This is a genomic window from Bacteroides togonis, assembly GCF_900130135.1.
Lineage (GTDB): Bacteria > Bacteroidota > Bacteroidia > Bacteroidales > Bacteroidaceae > Bacteroides > Bacteroides pullorum.
Genome location: NZ_LT670820.1, coordinates 2,924,112 through 2,945,603 on the forward strand (window position 1 = coordinate 2,924,112; position 21,492 = coordinate 2,945,603).

The window sequence follows — 21,492 nt, forward strand, 5'->3', positions numbered from 1 at the left end:
AAAAGAGGAATATTTATCTCCATGTAGGCTGGCAGATATTGCAGTATCTGCCAGTCGTTTTTTCATTGAGATTCAGATTGTTTTTATGTAGGTTTTCTTTCTGTCATGAGCCATTTTTTTAAGGTTAAACAATTCTTATTTTATTATAAACCGGTTTTCTTTGTCGTTACGTTCGAATGAGAAAGCTGCATATTTTTGTAAAACTCGCAGGGCATAATCTATGCCATCGGACAGACGGAATTTGACTGTCAATATGGGGTTAGATGTCTGTGCATCTTGTACGTCTATTTTTACATTATAGTATTTCTCAAATTCTTTCAGAATATGGGTCAGGGGAGTGTTTTTGAAACAGATGAGACCTTCGCGCCAACGATAGGTATCAAAATCTGTTATTTCTTCAATTTTGAGGCGTCCATCTCTCCAGACGGCCTTTTGTCGAGGGGCAATGAGTAGAGAAATTCCTTCTGCACACACTTGCACACTGCCTTCCATTAATGAAGCCTCGAATTCGTTTGTATTTGAATAGGCTTCTACATTGAATTTTGTACCCAAGACTTTAACTTGTTTATGGTTGGGAGCGTATACGATAAAGGGTTTGCCTACATTGTGTTCTACTTCAAAATAGGCTTCACCATCCATGTGAATTTCACGTTTGTCTTTATTAAAATTGTTCGTATAAGTAAGTTTTGTATTGGAGTTAAGCCATACTTTACTACCGTCAGGCAGGGTTACGTTAGCCATCTGGCCATATTGAGTTTTTATGATGACAGGATTTTCATCTTTATGGTTGTTTATGTGGTTGAGTACCCAGAAGGAAAGGCCGAAGGCCAGTAACAGGATAGCTGCCGTCTTTCCTATTTCAAATATGATATTTTTTATCGTGAAACGATTTTGCTTCTTACGTGGTATGATTTTAGAAGGTGAGTTCAGTAGAGTTGCATCAAACAATTTACGTTCTTTCAGATAAACCTTCCAATTGTTTTCTGAGGCCTCGACGTACTGCCTGATTTGCTCTTCTTCTTCTTGAGTAGCCGTTCCGTTAAAATAACGGTATAGGATTTCTTTATTCATATTCATGGGGTTCATTTGCTTTATTAACACATGGCAAATAGAGTTCCCTAGTATGAAAATGATTTTTTTTTCTAAAAAAAATAGTTATGCCAGTAGTTTATATAAGAAAGGTACAAAAATGAGATAATCCTTCAGAGCAGTTCTAAGAGTTTGTATGGCTTTTCCCATGTGATATTCAACTCCTTTGACTGTTAGTCCTGTTATTTCTGCGATTTCTTTATAAGACTTGTTTTCTTCACGGCTGAGAGTGAAAATGCTCGCTGTAATTGGAGGAAGTTCAGCTAGTACTTCTTTTACAATCTGGCGGATTTCGTCGGTAAATAGGCTTTCTGGATTACATGCTTCCAGTGTGGCAATTCGGTTTGAGATTTCCCATTTTGAGTGGGAAGAGAGATATTCGGAAGCTTCGTCCATGTATTGTAGATGCCGCAGGTTGTTCAGTGCTTTATTCTTCACAATCGTGAGTATGTAAGCTGCCAGGTTGGTATCGACGGGCAAATCATGTCTGTTCTCCCAATATTTCATCATGGCTTCCATAACAATGTCTTCTGCTATGGATGCGTCATGGGTATACGACTGAGCAAAGCGGATAAATTGCAGCCGATTTTCCGAGAAAAACTGGATAAATGGATTTAGCTCGTTCATGCTATCATGTTTCTTTTTGCTATTATCGTCGACAAACATAGCAAAAATATGCAGATTGGCAATCGGGGCAGGCGAAAAATGTGGTTACAGGCTGTATGATGTACACGCTTTGAGGAATCTTGTAACAAGTTTATCATGAAAATATAAAGTAGTACGTTACGGCGCTAATGTGCCACTTTAGGATCGTAATGTTGGTAGTTAGCGTCGTAATGTAGATGACGAGAGAAAATGCGTATCGTGGCGGTGAAAGAAAGCGCATTGTTACCGTGAAAGGAGCGTATTGTCTGAGTGAAAGGAAGTACTGTGTTAGACCGTAACGAAGTGCTTCCTTAGATTGCGATAAATCGGAGTATCAGAAACTGCTTTCACGCCTTCACCAGATTTTTTCGAGGAATATATCTTGCTTGAACAGCATCCGACGGCAAGATACTGCTTTCAACGTATTTCCCTTTCGCTCATTGGTTTACGGTGAATTCATGCTGGGTCTATCGGACAACAGATGGGGTGAAGCATCGGTTTGTGTGAAAGCGTACGCTTGTTCTTGTTAGGTGTATCCAATAAAATGGGATGCAGCGCTTGCGGGACATGCCGGAAAAGAAAAAGCCCCAAGAGGAAATCTCTTGAGGCTTTTGTCGGTCGTTTGTTGGACTACCAGGATTCGAACCTGGACAAACAGAACCAAAACCTGTTGTGCTACCATTACACCATAGTCCAAACTTTAGGTGCTTTCTGTTAAAAAGCGGTGCAAAGATAGGGGTTTCGGTGATAGCTTCCAAATATTCGGCTGTTTTTTTCAGAGGATTTGTTGATTTTGTCCTATCTTTGTGTTAGAAAATATATCTTATCAATACATTTTTTATGAAAAGACTGACATGCTCTATGCTGTTGGGCCTCACTGTTGCAGCTTCGGCTTTGGCCGGAACTCCGCTTTGGATGCGTGACGTACGCATCTCGCCCGACGGTACTCAGATCGCCTTTTGCTATAAGGGCGACCTCTACAAAGTGAATGCACAGGGAGGCGAAGCCGTAAGGCTCACCTCGCAGGTCTCTTACGAATCGTCGCCCGTGTGGTCGCCCGACGGCCGTCAGATAGCCTTCGCCAGCGACCGTGAAGGCAATATGGACGTCTATGTGATGTCCGCCGATGGCGGAAGCGCGCGACGCCTCACCTATAACTCGGCCTCCGAAGTGCCCACGGCCTTCTCACCTGATGGTCAGAAGGTCTATTTCAACGCTGCCTTGCAAGATCCCGCCTCGAGCGCTCTTTTCCCCACCTCGGCCATGACGGAGCTCTATGCCGTGCCTGTTGCAGGCGGACGGACGGAGCAGATACTGGCCACACCTGCTGAAATGATTTGTTTTCTGAATGACGGCCAGGGTTCCTTCCTTTACCAGGATCGCAAGGGTTTCGAAGACGAATGGCGCAAGCACCACACGTCGTCCGTCACGCGCGACATCTGGCGCTATGACGCCACCACGGGCCGCCACACCAACCTGACCAACCGTGCTGGTGAGGACCGTAATCCAATCTTGTCGGACAACGGAACGGAATTTTATTTCCTGAGTGAACGCGACGGAGGTTCGTTCAACGTGTGGCGCATGGGACTGAATAACCCGCAGGCAGTACTGCCCGTTACCACCTTCAAGACACACCCTGTGCGCTTCCTTTCGCAAGGTAAGGGTACCCTTTGCTATACTTATGACGGTGAAATTTATACGCAGACCGTAGGCGGAAAGCCACAGAAAGTAAAAATTAGCCTGACGGAGGATGACGCCGACAATGTGGCTCGCCTCACTTTCTCGAGCGGAGCTACCTCGGCCACACCCTCAGCTGACGGTGAGCAGGTGGCCTTTATCGTCCGAGGCGATGTATTCGTTACTTCGGCCGACTATGCCACCACCAAGCAGATTACCCATACCGCGGCAGCCGAAGCCGACGTCTGCTTCGCTCCCGACGGACGCACCCTGGCCTATGCCAGCGAGCGCGGAGGCAACTGGCAGCTCTACCTGGCCAAGATAGCCCGCAAGGAAGACCCTAACTTTGCCAACGCCACACTGATAGACGAGGAGGTGCTGCTGCCCTCCACGACTGTAGAGCGCACTATGCCAACCTTCTCGCCCGACGGCAAGGAGCTGGCCTTCATTGAAGACCGCAACCGCCTGATGGTCCTCAATCTTGAGACGAAGAAGGTGCGCCAGATTACCGACGGCTCCACCTGGTACAGTACCGCAGGCGGCTTCACCTACTGCTGGTCGCCGGATGGTAAGTGGTTCGCCCTCGAGTTCATCGGCAACGGCCACGATCCCTATACCGATATCGGCCTGGTGAGCGCCGACGGCAAGGGACAGATCTTCAACCTGACGGGCAGCGGCTACTTCAGCTCCTCGCCCCGCTGGGTGATGGACGGTAATGCACTCCTTTTCAGCACCGAACGCTACGGCATGCGCAGCCATGCTTCGTGGGGTTCGTTGGAAGATGTTATGCTGGTATTCCTCAACCAGGATGCCTACGACAGGTACCGCCTGAGCAAGGAGGACTATGAACTCCAGAAGCAGGAAAAGGCCGAAGCCGACAAGGACAAGAAAGACAAGGACGATGATAAAGATAAGAAAGACGGCGATAAGAAGGACGAAGTGAAGCTCATTGAGGTAGAACTGGACGGCATCGAGGACCGCATCGTGCGCCTCACGCCCAACTCCTCACGCCTAGGCGACGCGATTCTCTCGGCCGACGGCGAAAGCCTCTACTATATGTCGGCTTTCGAAGGAGGCTTTGACCTTTGGAAGATGGACCTGCGCAAGCATGACACCAAGCTGCTGAAGAAGATGGACGCTGGATGGGCCTCGCTCACGCTGGACAAGAAAGGCGATAACCTCTTCATCCTAAGTGGACGCAGCATGCAAAAGATGAATACCAAGAGCGACAAGCTGGAATCCATCACCTACCGTGCTGAAATGAAGATGGACCTGGCCGAAGAGCGTGCCTATATGTTTGACCATGTCTATAAACAGGAAAAGAAGCGTTTCTACAACCTGAACATGCACGGCGTGGACTGGGACAAGATGTCGGCCGCCTACCGTAAGTTCCTGCCCCACATCAACAACAACTACGACTTCGCCGAACTGCTGAGCGAATGGCTGGGTGAATTGAATGTGTCGCACACGGGCGGACGCTACTATCCCTCGCTGGCCACCGACGCCACCGCCAGTCTGGGTCTGCTCTACAGCTGGACCGACCGTGGAAAGGGGCTACTGATAGACGAAGTGGTGGAGAAAGGGCCCTTTAATACGGCCAAGTCTAAGGTAAAGGCCGGCGACCGCATCGAGAAGATCGACGGGCAGACGCTGGATGCCAAGACCGATATCAGCCAGCTCCTCAACGGCAAGGTAGGCCGCAAGACGCTCGTCTCCTTTTACAGCCCTGCTTCAGGCGAACGCTGGGACGAAGTGGTGAAACCCATCAGCAGTGGTGCACTGAACGGCTTGCTCTACCAGCGTTGGGTGAAGCAGCGTGCTGCCGACGTAGAGCGCTGGTCGGGCGGACGCCTGGGCTACGTACACATCCAGTCAATGGACGACGGCAGCTTCCGCACCATCTATTCGGACATCCTGGGCAAGTATAACAAGTGCGACGGCATCGTCATCGATATTCGCTTCAACGGCGGCGGACGCCTGCACGAAGACATCGAGGTGCTGTTCAGCGGAGAGAAATACTTCACACAGGTAGTGCGCGGACGCGAAGCCTGCGATATGCCTAGTCGTCGCTGGAACAAACCCAGCATTATGCTGCAATGCGAGGCCAACTACTCTAATGCCCACGGTACACCTTGGGTATACAGTCATCAGAAGCTGGGTAAGCTGGTGGGTGCACCTGTACCCGGTACCATGACCAGCGTGTCGTGGGAAACGTTGCAGGACCGCTCGCTGATATTCGGTATTCCTGTAGTTGGTTATCGTTTGCCCGATGGCTCTTACTTGGAGAATTCCCAATTGGAGCCTGATATCTTGATACTCAATAGTCCTGAGACCATCGTCAAAGGTGAGGATACACAGTTAAAAGTTGCTGTAGATGAATTATTGAAGGAGATTGGAAAATGAATTATTAGTCCAGTGAAGATTTCTTAGAAATAGAAAGAGCCATATCGAACTCAGTTAGAGTAAAGATATGGCTCTTTTTTTATCCTTTTAATATGATTTTTCACGTCGTTTTTTTGTGTGTGGTTTTGCCACGACGTGTTTTAGGTTTATTGGGGTCACTTTGGATTTTAATTAGATCCATACAAGCTTGTAGGTTAAGATCTTCGGGCGTAATGCCTTCAGGAATTTTATAGTTACTTCCCTTATATGAAATGTAAGGGCCATAGCGACCATTCATAATTTCAAGCTCAGGATCCTCGTCAAACTTCTTGATGTGGCGTTTGGCTTCAGCTTCTTGTTTCTCTTTGATGAGAGCTACAGCTTCATCCAGTGTGACGGTCAGTGGGTCGATACCTTGGGGTAGGGAAGCGAACATGCTCTTCCACTGGGCGTAGGGACCGTAGCGGCCACTACTTACTTTGATTTCAGCTCCTTCGTATTCGCCAAGTGTGCGAGGTAAACGGAATAGTTTTAATGCTTCGTCCAGTGTGATGGTCTCGATGGACATTCCTTTCTCTAGGCGGGAGAAACGTGGCTTCTCGCCATCATCAGCACTACCTATTTGTACTACGGGTCCGAAACGACCTATTTTTACCGATACAGGTTTACCGCTTGCAGGATCCGTACCCAACAAACGTTCGCCTGCTTTATGCTCGTTTTTGGTAGCAAGTGTTTTCTCTACTGAAGGGTGGAATTTACGATAAAAGCGGTCGAGTACGGTAGTCCATTTTGTTTCACCTTCAGCAATTTCGTCGAACTGCTTTTCGACTGTGGCTGTGAAGTTATAGTCAAGAATATCGGGGAAATACTCAGTGAGGAAATCGTTTACTACCATGCCGATATCGGTGGGGAGCAATTTGGATTTCTCGGCACCAGTCAGTTCTGTGCGAGTATCTTCGGTTATGTTCTTTCCTTTTTCCAGGGTCAGTACTTCGTATTTCCGTTCTTTACCTGGCTTTTCGCCTTTCACTACGTATTCTCGTTGCTGGATAGTAGAAATAGTAGGGGCGTAGGTAGACGGGCGTCCGATGCCCAGTTCCTCTAGTTTGCGTACCAGACTAGCTTCGGTGTAGCGTGGAGGTTGGAGGGTAAAACGTTCGGTAGCGGTCACACTGCTATAGTCCAGTGTCTGCCCTTGCGCGAGCGGAGGAAGCAGCCCTGCTACATCGTCGCCTTCAGCTTCATCATCATGTGATTCGCGGTATACGCGTAGAAAACCATCAAATTTGACAACTTCTCCTACTGCGGTAAATTCTTCATTGGTATTGCTGAGGCCGATAGTGACGGTAGTCTTTTCCAATTCGGCGTCAGCCATTTGTGAAGCCAGTGTACGTTTCCATATCAGGTCGTAAAGACGGCGTTCCTGAGCGGTAGCCTCTATTTTGACATTCTCCATGTAGGTGGGGCGGATGGCTTCGTGAGCTTCCTGTGCACCTTTGGTTTTGGTTGTGAAGTGGCGTGAGTGCAGGTATCGTTCACCCATCTTGGCAATGATGGTTTCGCGAGCGGCGTTGATAGCCAGCTCAGAGAGGTTTACTGAGTCGGTACGCATGTAGGTAATGTGTCCCGATTCGTAAAGGCTTTGCGCTACCATCATAGTCTGTGCCACGGAGAAACCCAGTTTGCGAGCTGCTTCCTGTTGAAGGGTCGAAGTAGTGAAGGGAGCAGCGGGACTCTTTTTCAGTGGACGTGTAGCAATGTCTTGAATAGTGAAAGTAGCATCTTTGCAATTTTCAAGGAAATGACGTGCCTCTTCTTTGGTTTTGAAGCGGTGTTCCAATTCTGCTTTCATGTCTACCAACTTACCGTTAGCATCGGGCACGGGGAAGATTGCTGTAACGCGGTAGGCTGCTTCGCTATGGAAAGCCTGAATTTCACGTTCGCGTTCAGCGATGAGGCGTACGGCTACCGACTGTACGCGTCCGGCTGAAAGAGCAGGTTTTACTTTACGCCACAAAACAGGCGAAAGTTCAAAACCTACGATACGGTCCAATATGCGTCGTGCTTGTTGGGCGTCCACCAGATTCAAGTCTATCTGTCGTGGATTCTCAATGGCACGCAAAATTGCGTTTTTGGTGATTTCGTGGAAGACAATGCGCCGTGTGTTTTCTGGTTTCAGGTTCAGCACTTCATACAAATGCCAGGCAATAGCCTCTCCTTCACGGTCCTCATCGGAAGCCAACCATACCGTTTCGGCATTGGAAGCTTCTTCTTTTAGTTGCGCTACAAGTTTCTTTTTGTCCGCTGGTATTTCGTATTGCGGTTCGAAATGGTTGTTTACGTCTATACTGAAATCTTTCTTCCGTAAGTCACGGATATGCCCGTAGCTGGACAAGACTTCAAAGTCCTTTCCCAGGAATTTTCCGATGGTCTTGGCCTTGGCAGGTGACTCAACAATGACTAAATTCTTCTGCATAAAATCTTACTTTGTAGCGGACATATCCCGCTGATTTTGTCCGCAAAAGTAGGAAAAAACAAATTTCCCACCTTAATAATATAAAGAAAAAAACTAAAAACGGAAACTTACGCCTCCCAAGAAGTTAATACCTTGGGCCGGACATCCTTCATAATATTGGTAGTCCTTGTTCAACAAATTGTTGAGTCGAGCGTAAATAACTATGTTTTCAAAAACTTCGTAGTTGGCGGATAAGTAGAGATTGCTGACAGCATCTGCGCGTTCACCTTCCACTTTGCTACGTTCGATATGCTGATAGCCTAACGATAAACGGAGTGCCGAAAGTGGAGATACATCGATTCTTACATTGGCTTCCAAAGCTGGTTTGAAACCAAGAATGATGCTTTCGGTATAAGTGGCGTTTTCATTGCTAGGTGTATTCCAGTTGCGGTAAACAGCCGATGCGTTGAACCCAAACAATTGCTTGTAGCTGTAGGTAATCTCACCGCCTGCATAGACGTTGCGTGCATCAGCCTGTCCGAGGAGCAGACGTGTTTGTGGAGAAGACCCACCTGTTATAAAATCGGGTACGAGGAAAAGGTCATCTTTTAAGTCCTGATAGCCGGCATACAGATGGAACCACAAATCATTAATGGGACTGGCTTTGAAGCCGATGGCTGTGTTCAGCTGCTCGTAGGTGGCATCAAGCTGGTTTTGTAATAGTCCGTAAGGATTGTAGCTTTCCAGTTGTCGGAAGTCGTTCTGTCGCTTGCCTCCTGTACCTTGTACGTAAAGCAGGTAGCTGTCCGAGAAATTATATTGTATCTGTACATCAGGGGCTACGCGGACTTCTTTGCCGAAACCGATTGCAAAGTCAACGTGTGCACCAAGTTTCAGTTTCCAATCGTCATTTTGGAATTGGTAGCTCGGATTCAGTCCGATGGAAGTGCAATTCTCGAAATTGGCTTTTTGGTAGAATGCGTTATCCATGTTGAATACGATATGGATAAGTTGTTCGTCCGAGATATTTCCAGACACTTCGGCTTTGGTGCGTATCATGCTTTCTCCTGTATTTTCAGCAGCAGGGTCATATTGGCGCTGGTAAAGGAGAAGATTGGTTTCAACGGCATAGTCCAACGGAAGATCCTTATTGCGGTTCTTGAAGCCGAGGTGTACGTCACCAGAGGTAAACTTTTGTTTATTGGCATCCCATTCAGGCATGAAATTGAAGTTACTTAGACAGAAATGACCGCCTAGATTCAAGTCCAGTGAGCGGAAACGATGCTGGTAGTCTATGCCTGCACGGGTGCGATAATAACGTGATTTCCATTTCTCTTGTCCTTCACCCATATCCAGTTTGCCGTTCATGCCGTCCATATCAAGGTGTAGATTCAGCCGATCGTTGTCTGAAAGGGTGAACAGGTAGTTGGCCAGCAGGTCGAGATTATTATAATTGCCGTATCCCAGACGTGCATATCCTCCCTTGGCTTTAGCCAAAGTCTCAATGCCGGTATAGGGTTGCATGGTCGTTGCGGGGATTTGTGTAGCAGGCATCAGTGTCTCGTTGTATTCCACTGCTTTCTTGGTTACAACTGGTACTTCTATCTGTGGAAGAACATTGATTTTCGAAGCATCCATGATGTCTGGATTGTATTCCTGCTCTACCACCACAGTGCGCACCAGCGTAGTGTCCTGCGTTTGCTCCTGTGCTTGCAAGGTCAGAGGTAGTCCTATCAGGGCTGCTCCTCCGAGTATATATCGCATATTTTTCATATTCGTTTGTTATTTATGAGGAAAATCTTGTTATTCTTTCAGTTTAGCCAGTCTTTCTTCGATCATGCCGGCAATGTCATCATCGGCCTGGTAATTCTGTTGCAGGCTGAGGAGGTATTGGCGTGCATCGAGCTTCTTGTCCATGGCTACATATACGTCGGACAGGAGGATAAAGCTGCGTGCCAGCCAGTAGGCATGCGGAGTGCTTTGTTCAATGAAATCGAGCACTTCCTTTTCGGCTGCTGTGTAATCGCCGTTGTCATACAGTTGTTGGGCAAGCAGGTATTTTGCTTCGGCACCATAGAGTGTACGTGTGTCTTTTGCCAGTATCTGCAGGTCTGCGGTTGCCTTTTGCTGTGCCTTTTGGTTGAGGTAGGCCTTGGCACGATAGTACAGAGCTTCGTTTTGCAGTTCAGGTGTCAGTTTAGTCTCGGACAGTAGAGCAGTGGCTGCATTGATGGTTTCTACATCGTCTTTCAGGAGTACGCCACAACGCAGTACGCCTGTAGCCCCCAACTGTCTGTGCTCAGTGGTAGTAGCGCGAGCCTGTAGTTGCTTGTAGTCGGCTAACGCCAAGTCGTATTGCTGGCGGTTGAAGAGGATTTCTGCATGCATGGGCAATGCTTCTTCAGCATAAGGACTGTTGGGGAATTCGAGCAATTTGCCTGCATGTAACAATACGGCTTCGTCGTCTTTCTGTTCTTTGCCGATGAGGCAGAGGTAATAGTGGGCATTCAGGCGGAAGGCACCTTCTGGATAGCTCTGGATGTAGCGTTCGAAGCTTGCCTTGGCGGGTGCGATTTCCCCTTTCATGTATACTTTCTCGGCGGCGATGTAGGTCAGTGAGTCCTGTTCGCTGGCTTCGAAACGTATTTGTCCTGGCATCTGTGCCGCCAGGGCAGCATATTCGTCCACGCGGTTGGCATCTACGTAGATGGATTTCAGGTCGCGCATGGCCAGGCGGGCTTCTTCACTGCCGGGATATTGCGTGATGACGTGCTTGTAGGCTTCGATAGCACGGTTGTAGTCTTCATTCTGATAGTAGAGAAGGCCTATTTCAGCGGCAGCCTTGCGGGCTATAGGACTTTCGGGGTATTTGGATAGTAGCTCGCGGAAGGTTGCGATAGCTTGGGTGCTTTGATTGTTTTGTACATACGAACGTCCCTTTTCATATAGACCGTTGATGGCATAGGGCGAATTGGGATATTTTTGTGCCAGTCTGTCGAGCAGTGTTATCTTACCGTTGTAGTCCTTTTGCAGACCGGCTACCAAGGCCAATTGGTAGTAAGAATAGTCGCCCGAGGCTGTTCCCATATTCTCTGCACGGGTATAGTAACGGGTGGCTTCATCGAAGCGGCGTGCGTGGAAGCAACAATCGCCCAAGCGGTTATAGGCGTCGGCCAAGGCTGCCGGATTCTGTCCTTTCTCCAGTTGGGTATAGCGATTGAAATAGCTTTCGGCACCCGTGTAGTTCTTGCGATGGAAAGCGATGTATCCTAAATTGTAGTGAGCCAGCGTATACATCTCATTACTCGTGTCGGGGTTGTAGTTCAGATAGCGGTTAAAGTCGTCGGCTGCCTGTTGTAGTTGTCCCAGGCGATAATAGGATTCTCCACGCCAGTAGGCTGCTTTGCCTTGTTCTCTTTGGCCTTGCTGGCCGAAGAGGGCCGCATACTGGAAGGACTGTCCAAAATAATCGATTGCTTTCTGGAAGTCGGCGTTGGTAAAGGCTTGTGTACCCAATTGGAACAGGATGCGCACTTTGGCTTTCTGTATGGCTGAATTAGGTGACTTGATGCGGTTGATGGATTTCAGGGCTGCTTCGTAGCTGCGTGTCTCCATATAGACTTCCACCAGATAATCGCTCACTTTGTCAGCATAGGCCGATTGTGGAAAATCATTCAGGAATTTCTCGAAGACAGTGACCGATTCGCCGAAGGCAGAATAAGACGTTTCGTGGATGCAAAGGGCATAATTGTAAGATGCCTGTTCTTTTATGGCTCTGTTGGCGTCCGAAGCGGCAGCTTGCTCAAATGCCATGCGGGCTTTATTCTTTTCAGACAGTTTGAGGTAGGCCAAGCCCATGTGCAGGTAGGCGTTCTGGCTCAGTGCATCTTTTTCCTGCGTGACGCTGGACAACAATACGGGCACCTGACTATAGACACCGCAGTGATAGCTGGCCAAACCATACATGTACCGGGCATCGCGGCGGGTGGAGGCATCATTCTGTTCGAACGCCTGCATGGCTTCATGGTATTTTCCCATGTGGTAGCAGGCCGATCCGATGATGCGATACATCTCTGCCGTATTCTCGTTGCCAGGGTAGGCGGAAAGATAGTTTTGCGCCACAATCTCCGCTTTGTCGTATTGTTTCTTTACCAGATAGATTTCTGCGATGTAATAAGGAACCAGCGCTTGGTACTTGTCCTTGTCCTGCAAGGCGAGGAAGCCGTTCAGGGCCTCGTCGTAGCGTTGCTGGGTGTAGCGGATGTAAGACAGATAGTATGTACAGTCTGTCTCATAGCGTGGGCTGGTGTTCTTCAGCGTTTCGAACCAGATAGCTGCTTCTTTCACTTTACCTGTTTCCAGGTAGCACATAGCCCTGCGGTATGTCATGTCATCACGTTCATTGTCTGCCAGCAGGGATAGATCGGAAGCGTTGAACAAGGCCAATGCATTGTCATAGTCTTGTGCGAAGAAATAGTTGGAAGCCATCAGCGCATAGATACGGTTGGCATGAGGTGTATCGGGATGATTGTCCAAGAAGTTCTGTAGGAATTCATTGCTTCGTCCGTCTCTCATTTCATAGGCGGAACAGGCTAACATGTATTCGGCTTCCAGTACTTCACCTGTATGTGACGGCTGAGAGCCTTCGGCTTCAGCTTTCTGTAAGAAAGCCCGTAATGGGGCAATGGCAGCTGAATAGGCTTTTTCTTGGAACAAAGTCTTTCCTTCCTGATAATATTGTTGCAGGGGAGCAGCTTTTTCGTTGTTCTGTGCCGCTACAACTAGCGGAGCACAATACAGTGCCGCACAGAGTATACGTGAGAATTTATGCTTCATGTTCTTTATGGTGTAATAAGTATATTTACAAAAGTACGTTTTTTGACTGGCATTTGTTTGCCCTGTTGATATTTTTTAGGATATCACACAAATTCTTTCAGGAATTTCTTCAATCCTTCTCTGATGGAGGCAAGTCCGAATTCCTCTGGTTGTAATTTCTCAAAAGGAACAAAGAAGGTATCTGCCGCATCGTCCATAGCCTGAAAATGGAGTGTGTCTTTTACTTGACAGCGGAAAAACATATCGAGCGTATGGACTGTGAAGCCTGAGTAAAGATACAGGTTGGGCAGGGAGAACAGGTATTGTGCTTGTGTAACAGTCATGCCGGTTTCTTCCAGAACTTCACGTGCTACACCTTCTTCGGCCGTTTCATACATGTCGACAAAGCCTCCGGGCAAGTCGAGTGTTCCCTTGGCAGGGTCCTTGGCACGTCGGCATACGAGCAGCTCGTGTCGTTCATTGACGATAAAGGCCACGGTGGCCGAGGACGGGTTGAAGTAATAGACAAAGCCACAATCGGGACATTGTTTGGATTTCCCGTTATGTATCCCGAAACGGGGAGAACCGCATTTGGGACAATAGGCGAATTGCGAGAGAGGATGCTCAGTCATGCTCATCAAAGTATTTGGAATGTTGGTATATGCCTGCAAAGGTAAGCAATTAGTAAAATCTTGGGATATATTCTTTGGTAAATGTGCAGGAAACTGCTATTTTTGGTTGAATTTAAGAACTGGGATATGGATAATTTGGAATGGCTGACAGGGGAAGTCTGTCGGATAGCCCGGGAAGCCGGACATTTCTTGAAGGAAGAGCGGAAGAATTTTCGTCGGGAAGCGGTGGAGCAGAAGAATGCTCATGACTATGTGTCGTATGTCGACAAGGAGTCTGAACGACGGGTGGTGTCGGCATTGCGTGCCTTGTTGCCCGAAGCGGGTTTTATTACAGAGGAAGGCTCGGCTGACTATCACGAAGAGCCTTGCTGTTGGGTTGTCGATCCGTTGGACGGCACGACGAACTATATTCACGACGTGGCACCTTATTGTGTGAGTATTGCCTTGAGGAATCGAGACGAGCTGTTGTTGGGCGTGGTCTATGAGCCTGTGCGCGACGAATGTTTCTATGCCTGGAAGGGTGGGGGAGCTTACTTGAACGGAGACCGGATGCAAGTATCCGATGTCGCTTCTTTAGACGATGCCTATGTCGTGGTGGAACTTCCTTATAATGCCCGTCAATATGCCCGTACGGCGCAACATCTGATACAACGGCTTTACGGAAAAGTAGCCGCTATCCGTATGAACGGGTCGGCCGCTTTGGCACTCTGTTATGTGGCAGCAGGGAGATATGACGCTTGGCTGGAGGCTTTTATTGGAAAGTGGGACTTTTCGGCTGCCGCATTGATGATACAGGAAGCCGGAGGGCGGGTGACTGATCTTAAGGGAAGTACGTCGTTTCTCGAAGGGCATCATATCGTAGCTACCAATGGCGCCTTACACGATACGTTCTTGGAAGTTGTGCAGGAATCTCTTCCCGAAGGTCTTTAATGGAAGGAAAGGTAAAAGTGGGCAGTTGGAGACTCTGGTTACAGGGGCTGGCACACCTGTTTTTTCCGCGTCGATGCGTTGTATGTGGGAATTGTTTGCACGAAGGCGAAGAGGTGATTTGTCTGCGTTGTAATATTGACATGCCTCGCACAAACTGGCACCTGGAACGGGACAATCCCGTGGAGAAACTGTTTTGGGGAAAGATTCCGTTGGAGCGTGCCACCTCTTATTTCCTCTATCACAAGGGAAGTAATTTCCGCCATATCCTCCATCTGCTGAAATATGAAGGAAGGTCAGATATTGGACGGACGATGGGGCGCTTTATAGCGGAGGAAATTGCTGGAAGCGGTTTTTTCGACGGGATAGATGCCATTGTGCCGGTTCCTTTGCATCCTCGTAAACTGCGGGCGAGAGGTTATAATCAAAGCGAATGCCTGGCCTCCGGTATTGCGGATGTGACGGGAATTGAACTGGATGTACAGGCAGTAAAAAGATGTGTACACAGCCAGACACAGACACGCAAATCGGCTTACGAGCGTTGGGAGAATGTGGCAGGAATTTTTCGGGTAGATCATCCTGAACGCTATGCAGGCAAGCATATTTTGCTGGTGGACGATGTGCTGACTACAGGTTCTACGGTGACAGCCTGTGCCGATGCTTTTGCCGGTGTTGAGGACTTGCGTATCAGCGTGCTGACGCTGGCGAAAGCTGCGATTTGAAGCTGCACTCCAGTTCCTTCCGTTACCGTATTTTCTTGTGTCCTGATACTATATATCCTGAGGGTCTCATACAGTGCTTCCTCACCTCCTCATAAAGCACTGTATGAGAGGGTGAGGAAGCACTGTGTCAGGACCTCAGAAAGCACTGTGTTGCGACGGCATCATTCGCCACCTCCACCACCGGCAGCGCCGCTGCCGCCACCCGACTTCACGTCGTCGTTCGTAATGGTACGTGCGGCTTTTTTTACGCTGGCTTTCAGTTCACCGATGCGGTAGCTGACACTAAGTCCGAAGCGCATTTGTGGGTACTTGTTCCAGCTGTCCTGGATGAATCCCTGTCCTTCGATGTGCGACTTAAACTTATTGTATTTCTGGAAGAAGTTGCTTGCAAAAGCTGACAGCGACAGGCGTCGGTTCATGAACGACTTGTTCAGATTCAGGCTGTAGCTGAAGAAGCTGCTGCCTTTACCCTGCAGCATGATCCACGGTGTTTGGCCAAAGATGTTCATACTCAGGCGCCAGTCGTGTTTGAAAGTCTGCTGTGCACCACCATAGGCGAAGAGGTTCCAGCCGTCGTTTTCCAGTCCGTTGGCACCTTTCAGGCTGGTATAACCGCCGAACAGGTTGGCGTAAACGCGGGTGTCTTTCGTAGCGTTCCAGTTGACATAGGCGCTCAGGTTGAGGTTACGGCTCTTACCGATGTTCTGATAGGTCGTGTAGAGTACGTCCTTACCTGTTTTTTTGTCTTCGGAGAGATCGGGAATATCATCTTCGGATACAAGACTGGTAACAGACTGGATGCTGTTGTTCGTAAACGAATAGCGGGCAGATACGTTGATGTTGAACTTCGGCGTAAAGTTGCTGTAACTTAGGTCAAAAGCATGGCTTTTTTCACTGTCCAGTTCCGGATTACCCTGGCTGAGGCTGGACGGGTTACTATCGTTCAGATAAGGATTCAGATACCAGATGCCGGGACGATAGATGCGCATGTTATAGCCCAAACGTAGGTTGGACAGGTCGGTCAGTTTCCAGCCCAGCGAAGCGGAGGGTACTACGTCGTCATAGTTCTTGCGGAAGTCATCGCCGCGTCCCAAAAGGTATTTTACGTCCTCGATGGTGTGTTCGTATCGAACGCCCAGACGTCCGGACAGTTTCTTCCATTTCAGACCGTAGCCCAGATAAGCTGCGATGATATCGTTCTGATGGCGGTAATGTGTGCTGTATTCTTCGTCGAACACATAGTCCGAGTTGTCGGCTGCTGTCCGCAAGTAACGGTCGTTGTCCGAAGAGTTGTTACGTAAGATATACTTTACGCCCGATTCGATGGTATGCAGTTTGCCGATGGGGGTTGTGTAGTCTGCCTGGAACGTGTGTTCGGTCGTATTTTGGCTTCCGTCATTGTGTTGGTCTTCCAGACGACGCAGATAGTCGGTCCAGTCATCATGGCCATAGGCGATGTCATATTCCGAATAGGAATCCGATGTCTGCGGACGGGTATTCACCTTATAAGACAAGGTAAACATGCGTCCTTTTATGGTGGGGGAAAGACGTTGGTAATCGATTCCGCCATCGATAGAATACCAGGATGATTTGCTGTGACTTCCGATACCGTACTGATAAAGCAAGTGGTTGTCCAGTGGTGAATTACCCACATAATTGCTTCCGCCGTTACTGTTGTTTCCGCCGCCCCACAAACCGAATGAGGCAGAAATCAGGTTCAGTGAATCGATTTCATAGCTGGCTTCCATACTGCCCGACTGGAAAGAACCGTCGCCTTTGCTGCTGCCTTCATAGTCCAGGTTGGCAACCTCTGCACTGGTATCTGTAGCCCGTTGCGTTCCTCCTGAATAACTGCGTGGACTGTCGTTGTAATTATAATTGTAGCGGGCGCTCACAGTAAACTTGCCTTTCTGTACCGTACCGAACAGACCACCGCCTGCGCCACGGTTGCTTACGTTACCGCTCAGCGTTACGGTATAGCCTTCAAATCCACCGCCTTCGGTCACGATGTTCAGGATACCTCCCACACCTTCGGCATCATACTTCGGCCCCGGGTTGGTAATGACTTCAATATGTTTGATGGTATTGGCGGGCATACTTTTGAGTACTTCTGTCGGGTTGTTGCTCATCATGTTGTTGGGCTTTCCGTTTACGTAGACCTTGAATGAGCTACTACCATTTACCTTGATGTTATCTTCTCCGTCTACGGTTACGAGCGGTACCTTACGGAGCATTTCGAGCAAAGTATTGGTTTCCGAGTCGGGATCGTCTTTTACATTGTATTCAATTTTGTCGATATCAGCTTTTACCAGCGGTTTCTGTGCTACGACTTCCACTTGTCCCAGTTCATTGGAGGCATCAGTGACATATAACGTACCAAAATCCACCAGTTTTTGACCGGCTTTGACAGAGAAGTCTTTTACAATGGGATTGCGTCCTACTGAAGTGATGGTCATAATGAAACTTCCGGTTCCTTTTACATTCTCCTGAAACCGTCCTTTCATGTCAGAAACCATCATTTTTACCGGCTTATTGGGTGCCGATTTACGTGCCACACGGATAGTAGCATAAGGTTCTCCTTCCTGCGTCAACGAGTCGAGCAGAATTCCTTTCAGCTGGAAAGAAGAAACAGCTGAGTTTTGTGCTGCTGCCAGCCCGGATATGAAAAGTATCCACAGCAGCACGGTAGCTTTTAAGTTCATGCGTTTTTTTCTAATTTATTTGACTATTCTTGTTATCGTCTTATTAGACGTTGCATGTGCTCCTAAATCACATGCGGACAGCAAAAATAGCTGCTTTTATCGCAATTACGATATCTTCGGAGTTAAAAAAGGTCAATAGTGGATGACTTCACCGTTTCCGTTATCTGTGGTGGCTGTTGGTTACACCAGATAGAAGAACAGGAGTAGGAACAGATTTATGGTAATTACAATCCCGAATCCTCGTAAGATCCAGGGGCGGAGAGCACTTTTTCGTCCGGCGAAAGCCCAACCGTAACACATATTTACGATGATATTACTGATGATGGCTTGCATACTGCAAGCTGTGATAACGATGGTGGCAACTCCACCTGTACCTTGCAGTAAGTTGAGGATAAAAGGGGTTATGTCACTGAATCCGGAGATGAAAGAAAGTAGGTTCAATCCTTCCGTTCCGGCATAAATCAAGGTATAATGAGTGGCTATTGTGAATACGACGAATAATACTGCGAAGATTAGTGCAACTTTAAATTCCAGTGGATTGCTACTTTCTTCTTCTACTTTACCCATTACAGATGCTGGCAATCTGGAGTGTATATACCAGGCTACACCAGCTGTGACCAATGCCATAATCAGTAGATAAGGGTAGATACAGGCTAATGTTTCACGGCTGAAGATACCGATCAGTATCAGGAAGCGCAAAAACATCATACTCACAGCCATTAACATGGAAGCTACATATTCAGGCGCCTCTTCTGCGGTAGCCGTACGGCTTTTACGTGCCAGTACGGAAATGGTGGCCGTACTGCTGTATAGTCCGCCTATGATACCGGAAACCAGCAAGCCTGACTGATGGAACACATACCGTCGCAGCAGATAAGAAAGGTAGGAGATGCCTGAAACGACAACTGTTGCCAGCCAGATGCTGTAAGGTGCCAGGTCGATACCAGGTATCAGGTTTTCTTTGGGGAGCATGGGGAGGATGATACCACTGATGGCTAGAAACTTGGCCAAAGTGGTCATTTCATCGTTTTTCATGCGTTGGGCCAGTTCGGTGAAAGTATGCTTTAGTTCGGTGAACAGCAATACTGTTACGACTACCATTACATAAAACCAGGAAGGTTGGGTTGCTACGATAGGAGCCAGGCAGTAGGTAATCAAGGCTATGACAATAGTTGTCACGCCAAACACATGGTAACGTGTCTGTTTGACATAATAGTTTAGAGCCAATAGTAACCCTAATATTGCACCTCCTCCCATGAACAGCCGATAGTCTGTAGGATCAAGAATGTAGAGCAGGTAGCCCAGAATACCGATGAAGGTGAACGTACGGTCGGTTCCGAAAAGTGTAGTCTCACCCTCACGCTTCAGGCTGATTCTTCGTTGTGAAAGCCCGATGAGCAAGGAAAAAAGGGTTACCAAGACGAAAGTAACCAATTCCTCAGGCAAGTATTGATACAATTTTTCCATAAACGGCCCTCTGTCCCTGCGGTATTCTTGTCAGGGGAATTATAAATATATAATGTATGCAGGCCCTTTGCCACTACCACTGTGTATAGGGGTGTTTCATCAGTTGTGAATTATAGTAACGTATGTCACCGGTCACCTCTTGTCCGATAAAATCCGGCTTTTCAAAAGTTTCATCTTCTGAGGCAAGTTCTACTTCTGCGATAACCAGTCCTTCGTTGTCACCGTAGAACTCGTCCACTTCAAAGACATGTTTTCCGCTCTGTACCAGATAGCGCGTCTTGTCTATGACTCCCGGTTCACAGAGCTTCATCAGTTCCTGTGCCTCATCGAGAGGTATTTCTTTCTCCCATTCGTATCGGCTCAAGCCTGTGGCATCCGATGCACCTTTGATGGTGAGGTAACCTTTGGTTCCACGGATTCTGACACGTACAGTTCGCCCCCTTGTGCTACAGATATAACCTTGCACAATGCGGCTATGGGCATAGGCTTGCGATTTGTATTCTCCTTCAACCAGGAATTTGCGTTCTATTTCCTGTCCCATTTATGCCAGATAAGTGAAGGCAACAAACATCAGGATTGCTAAAATTACTGCTGCTACTCCCAGACCGATCATTACCTTTTTACCTTGTTGTTCTTCCTTGCGGGTGTGCATCACTTTCTTTTCTTTCTTTCCCATAATACTGTTTCATTTAAAGTTCAACGTTGAACAAAGTAAGAGAGAATTTGGGAAGAATGCAAGCGAAACGGGATATTTTTTCAAGAACTCATTTTCTTTGTTATTATGCCTCCAGTTCGTTTGCCGGCAAATATCTGTTTTCTATCTTACTTTTTTTGTTCGAACAGCCAGCTCATGAGGTCAGGGAGGTTGAAAGCAGGATTCCAGCTTTCATGCATACATCCGGGGAATTCTGTGTACTTCACGTCAACCCCTAGTTCCTTTAATGCCCGATAGGCGGCGCGCGAACCTTCTACAGGCACCACGTTATCAGCGTCGCCGTGGAAGATGCGGAATTTTACTTGCTTCAGTGCCGGAGTGAAACGGGCAGGATTGACCGTACCGCAAATAGGAATGGCAGCGGCAAATAGGTCGGGGTGACGAATCGCCAAATCATACGTGCCCATGCCTCCCATTGAGAGTCCCATGATGTAGATGCGGTTTTTGTCTATTTCAGGCTTTGCCAACCAGGTATCGAGCAGTTCTTCTAGTGTGCGAAGCAACGGAGACAGAGGTACATCCACAGGCATATCCGATGGTTGTAGCGAAGCTGGACGTCCGATATAAGCCCAATAGTCGTCTGGCGGACATTGAGGCATCAGAACGAAAGCGGGATATTGTTCGCGGTTCACGGGATTAAGCCACATTTGTGCTCCGTGTTTCAGTTGTTTTTCATTGTCTGTACCCCGTTCACCAGCTCCGTGCAGAAACAGAACCAGCGGATATTTTGCACCGGGCTCCAAAGTTCCCGGCTCCAGCAAACGATAGCGTAACGTGTCTCCACGATCGGAAACATAATCTTTACGTAAAAAGGCCCCCTGCGAGGAAGCGGCTGCCCATACCAACAACAGGCAGAGAAAGTTTACCACGCGTTTCATAGTCATAACCTGATTTTTTCCGTAAAAATAGAAATAATTCTCCGCATAACAAGAGTTTTCGAACAAAAGGAACTATCTTAGCCGAACTAAACTTTACCTGTGATAATCATGAAAACGTTCAATCAATTTATTACTCCCTGTCGGGTATGCCTTTGTTCGTCTGATGAACTTAATCGCTTGTACGAACAGAATATTGGGGGTAATGGAAGGATGAACGATAAACGGTATTTAAAACTTGCTGAATTGTCGTCAAAATCCTATTTTTGTCTTTATAAATAGAATTCTTCAACTAATACCCTGAATATGAATCAATTATTTTTAACCACCTGGTACAGGTTTATCATAAAAAACTGTACGTTCCGTCAATTAAGTAATGTCTATATTAA

Annotated in this window: 14 protein-coding genes and 1 tRNA gene; 3 read left to right on the top strand and 12 right to left on the bottom strand. The window is 47.7% G+C overall.

The annotated features are described in order from the left end of the window. Positions 1-135: 135 nt before the first annotated feature. From BQ8005_RS12405 to BQ8005_RS12415, 3 genes are all read right to left on the bottom strand, one after another. The gene (locus BQ8005_RS12405; protein ID WP_075319187.1) at positions 136-1,071 is read right to left on the bottom strand and encodes a FecR family protein; all 936 of its coding nucleotides are present in this window, start codon (positions 1,069-1,071) and stop codon (positions 136-138) included. Positions 1,072-1,155: 84 nt separating this feature from the next. Continuing rightward, complete coding sequence (locus tag BQ8005_RS12410) at positions 1,156-1,716, bottom strand: RNA polymerase sigma-70 factor (RefSeq protein WP_083610615.1); 561 nt, start codon at positions 1,714-1,716, stop codon at positions 1,156-1,158. A gap of 643 nt (positions 1,717-2,359) precedes the next feature. Further along, a tRNA-Gln gene (locus BQ8005_RS12415) sits at positions 2,360-2,430 on the bottom strand. Positions 2,431-2,574: 144 nt separating this feature from the next. Between BQ8005_RS12415 and BQ8005_RS12420 the strand changes: the two genes are divergently transcribed. Next, positions 2,575-5,814, top strand: coding sequence for a S41 family peptidase (locus BQ8005_RS12420; RefSeq protein ID WP_075318279.1), 3,240 nt, complete (start codon positions 2,575-2,577; stop codon positions 5,812-5,814). Positions 5,815-5,914: 100 nt separating this feature from the next. Here BQ8005_RS12420 and topA read toward each other — a convergent pair whose 3' ends face one another. The 4 genes from topA to BQ8005_RS12440 form a co-directional block, all read right to left on the bottom strand. Beyond that, on the bottom strand, positions 5,915-8,269 hold the full coding sequence (topA, locus tag BQ8005_RS12425) for a type I DNA topoisomerase (RefSeq protein ID WP_075318280.1): 2,355 nt from the start codon (positions 8,267-8,269) through the stop codon (positions 5,915-5,917). Between the two features lie 93 nt (positions 8,270-8,362). Beyond that, positions 8,363-10,021, bottom strand: a complete 1,659-nt coding sequence (locus tag BQ8005_RS12430; RefSeq protein WP_075318281.1) for a TonB-dependent receptor — start codon at positions 10,019-10,021, stop codon at positions 8,363-8,365. A gap of 30 nt (positions 10,022-10,051) precedes the next feature. Continuing rightward, the gene (locus tag BQ8005_RS12435) at positions 10,052-13,084 is read right to left on the bottom strand and encodes a tetratricopeptide repeat protein (RefSeq protein ID WP_075318282.1); all 3,033 of its coding nucleotides are present in this window, start codon (positions 13,082-13,084) and stop codon (positions 10,052-10,054) included. Between the two features lie 83 nt (positions 13,085-13,167). Beyond that, positions 13,168-13,695: an NUDIX domain-containing protein gene (locus BQ8005_RS12440; RefSeq protein WP_075319189.1), complete on the bottom strand. Its 528-nt coding sequence runs from the start codon at positions 13,693-13,695 to the stop codon at positions 13,168-13,170. A 126-nt stretch (positions 13,696-13,821) separates the two neighbouring features. On the opposite strand from BQ8005_RS12440, the gene BQ8005_RS12445 reads away from it, so the two are divergent. Together BQ8005_RS12445 and BQ8005_RS12450 are read left to right on the top strand one after the other, a co-directional pair. After that, entirely contained in the window at positions 13,822-14,625 is an 804-nt protein-coding gene (locus tag BQ8005_RS12445; RefSeq protein WP_075318283.1) for an inositol monophosphatase family protein, read from the top strand. Beyond that, on the top strand, positions 14,625-15,344 hold the full coding sequence (locus BQ8005_RS12450) for a ComF family protein (RefSeq protein WP_075318284.1): 720 nt from the start codon (positions 14,625-14,627) through the stop codon (positions 15,342-15,344). Before BQ8005_RS12445 ends, BQ8005_RS12450 begins: the two co-directional genes overlap by 1 nt. A 161-nt stretch (positions 15,345-15,505) precedes the next feature. Here BQ8005_RS12450 and BQ8005_RS12455 read toward each other — a convergent pair whose 3' ends face one another. The 5 genes from BQ8005_RS12455 to BQ8005_RS12470 form a co-directional block, all read right to left on the bottom strand. Next, the gene (locus BQ8005_RS12455; RefSeq protein ID WP_075318285.1) at positions 15,506-18,046 is read right to left on the bottom strand and encodes a TonB-dependent receptor; all 2,541 of its coding nucleotides are present in this window, start codon (positions 18,044-18,046) and stop codon (positions 15,506-15,508) included. 180 nt (positions 18,047-18,226) lie between these two features. After that, complete coding sequence (locus tag BQ8005_RS12460; RefSeq protein WP_075318286.1) at positions 18,227-19,513, bottom strand: MgtC/SapB family protein; 1,287 nt, start codon at positions 19,511-19,513, stop codon at positions 18,227-18,229. A 73-nt stretch (positions 19,514-19,586) separates the two neighbouring features. Next, positions 19,587-20,054, bottom strand: coding sequence for a CYTH domain-containing protein (locus BQ8005_RS12465; protein WP_021848791.1), 468 nt, complete (start codon positions 20,052-20,054; stop codon positions 19,587-19,589). Further along, positions 20,055-20,189, bottom strand: coding sequence for a hypothetical protein (locus BQ8005_RS17815; protein ID WP_021848792.1), 135 nt, complete (start codon positions 20,187-20,189; stop codon positions 20,055-20,057). Positions 20,190-20,335: 146 nt separating this feature from the next. Beyond that, positions 20,336-21,106 carry a carboxylesterase family protein gene (locus BQ8005_RS12470; RefSeq protein WP_075318287.1) on the bottom strand — a complete coding sequence of 257 codons (771 nt, stop codon included), beginning with the start codon at positions 21,104-21,106 and terminating at the stop codon, positions 20,336-20,338. Between the last annotated feature and the right edge of the window lie 386 nt (positions 21,107-21,492).

Bases quoted from the DNA above. Each gene is read 5' to 3' on its own strand.
- BQ8005_RS12405 (WP_075319187.1), bottom strand. From the start codon at position 1,071: ATGAATAAAGAAATCCTATACCGTTATTTTAACGGAACGGCTACTCAA.
- BQ8005_RS12410 (WP_083610615.1), bottom strand. From the start codon at position 1,716: ATGAACGAGCTAAATCCATTTATCCAGTTTTTCTCGGAAAATCGGCTG.
- BQ8005_RS12420 (WP_075318279.1), top strand. From the start codon at position 2,575: ATGAAAAGACTGACATGCTCTATGCTGTTGGGCCTCACTGTTGCAGCT.
- topA (WP_075318280.1), bottom strand. From the start codon at position 8,269: ATGCAGAAGAATTTAGTCATTGTTGAGTCACCTGCCAAGGCCAAGACC.
- BQ8005_RS12430 (WP_075318281.1), bottom strand. From the start codon at position 10,021: ATGAAAAATATGCGATATATACTCGGAGGAGCAGCCCTGATAGGACTA.
- BQ8005_RS12435 (WP_075318282.1), bottom strand. From the start codon at position 13,084: ATGAAGCATAAATTCTCACGTATACTCTGTGCGGCACTGTATTGTGCT.
- BQ8005_RS12440 (WP_075319189.1), bottom strand. From the start codon at position 13,695: ATGACTGAGCATCCTCTCTCGCAATTCGCCTATTGTCCCAAATGCGGT.
- BQ8005_RS12445 (WP_075318283.1), top strand. From the start codon at position 13,822: ATGGATAATTTGGAATGGCTGACAGGGGAAGTCTGTCGGATAGCCCGG.
- BQ8005_RS12450 (WP_075318284.1), top strand. From the start codon at position 14,625: ATGGAAGGAAAGGTAAAAGTGGGCAGTTGGAGACTCTGGTTACAGGGG.
- BQ8005_RS12455 (WP_075318285.1), bottom strand. From the start codon at position 18,046: ATGAACTTAAAAGCTACCGTGCTGCTGTGGATACTTTTCATATCCGGG.
- BQ8005_RS12460 (WP_075318286.1), bottom strand. From the start codon at position 19,513: ATGGAAAAATTGTATCAATACTTGCCTGAGGAATTGGTTACTTTCGTC.
- BQ8005_RS12465 (WP_021848791.1), bottom strand. From the start codon at position 20,054: ATGGGACAGGAAATAGAACGCAAATTCCTGGTTGAAGGAGAATACAAA.
- BQ8005_RS17815 (WP_021848792.1), bottom strand. From the start codon at position 20,189: ATGGGAAAGAAAGAAAAGAAAGTGATGCACACCCGCAAGGAAGAACAA.
- BQ8005_RS12470 (WP_075318287.1), bottom strand. From the start codon at position 21,106: ATGAAACGCGTGGTAAACTTTCTCTGCCTGTTGTTGGTATGGGCAGCC.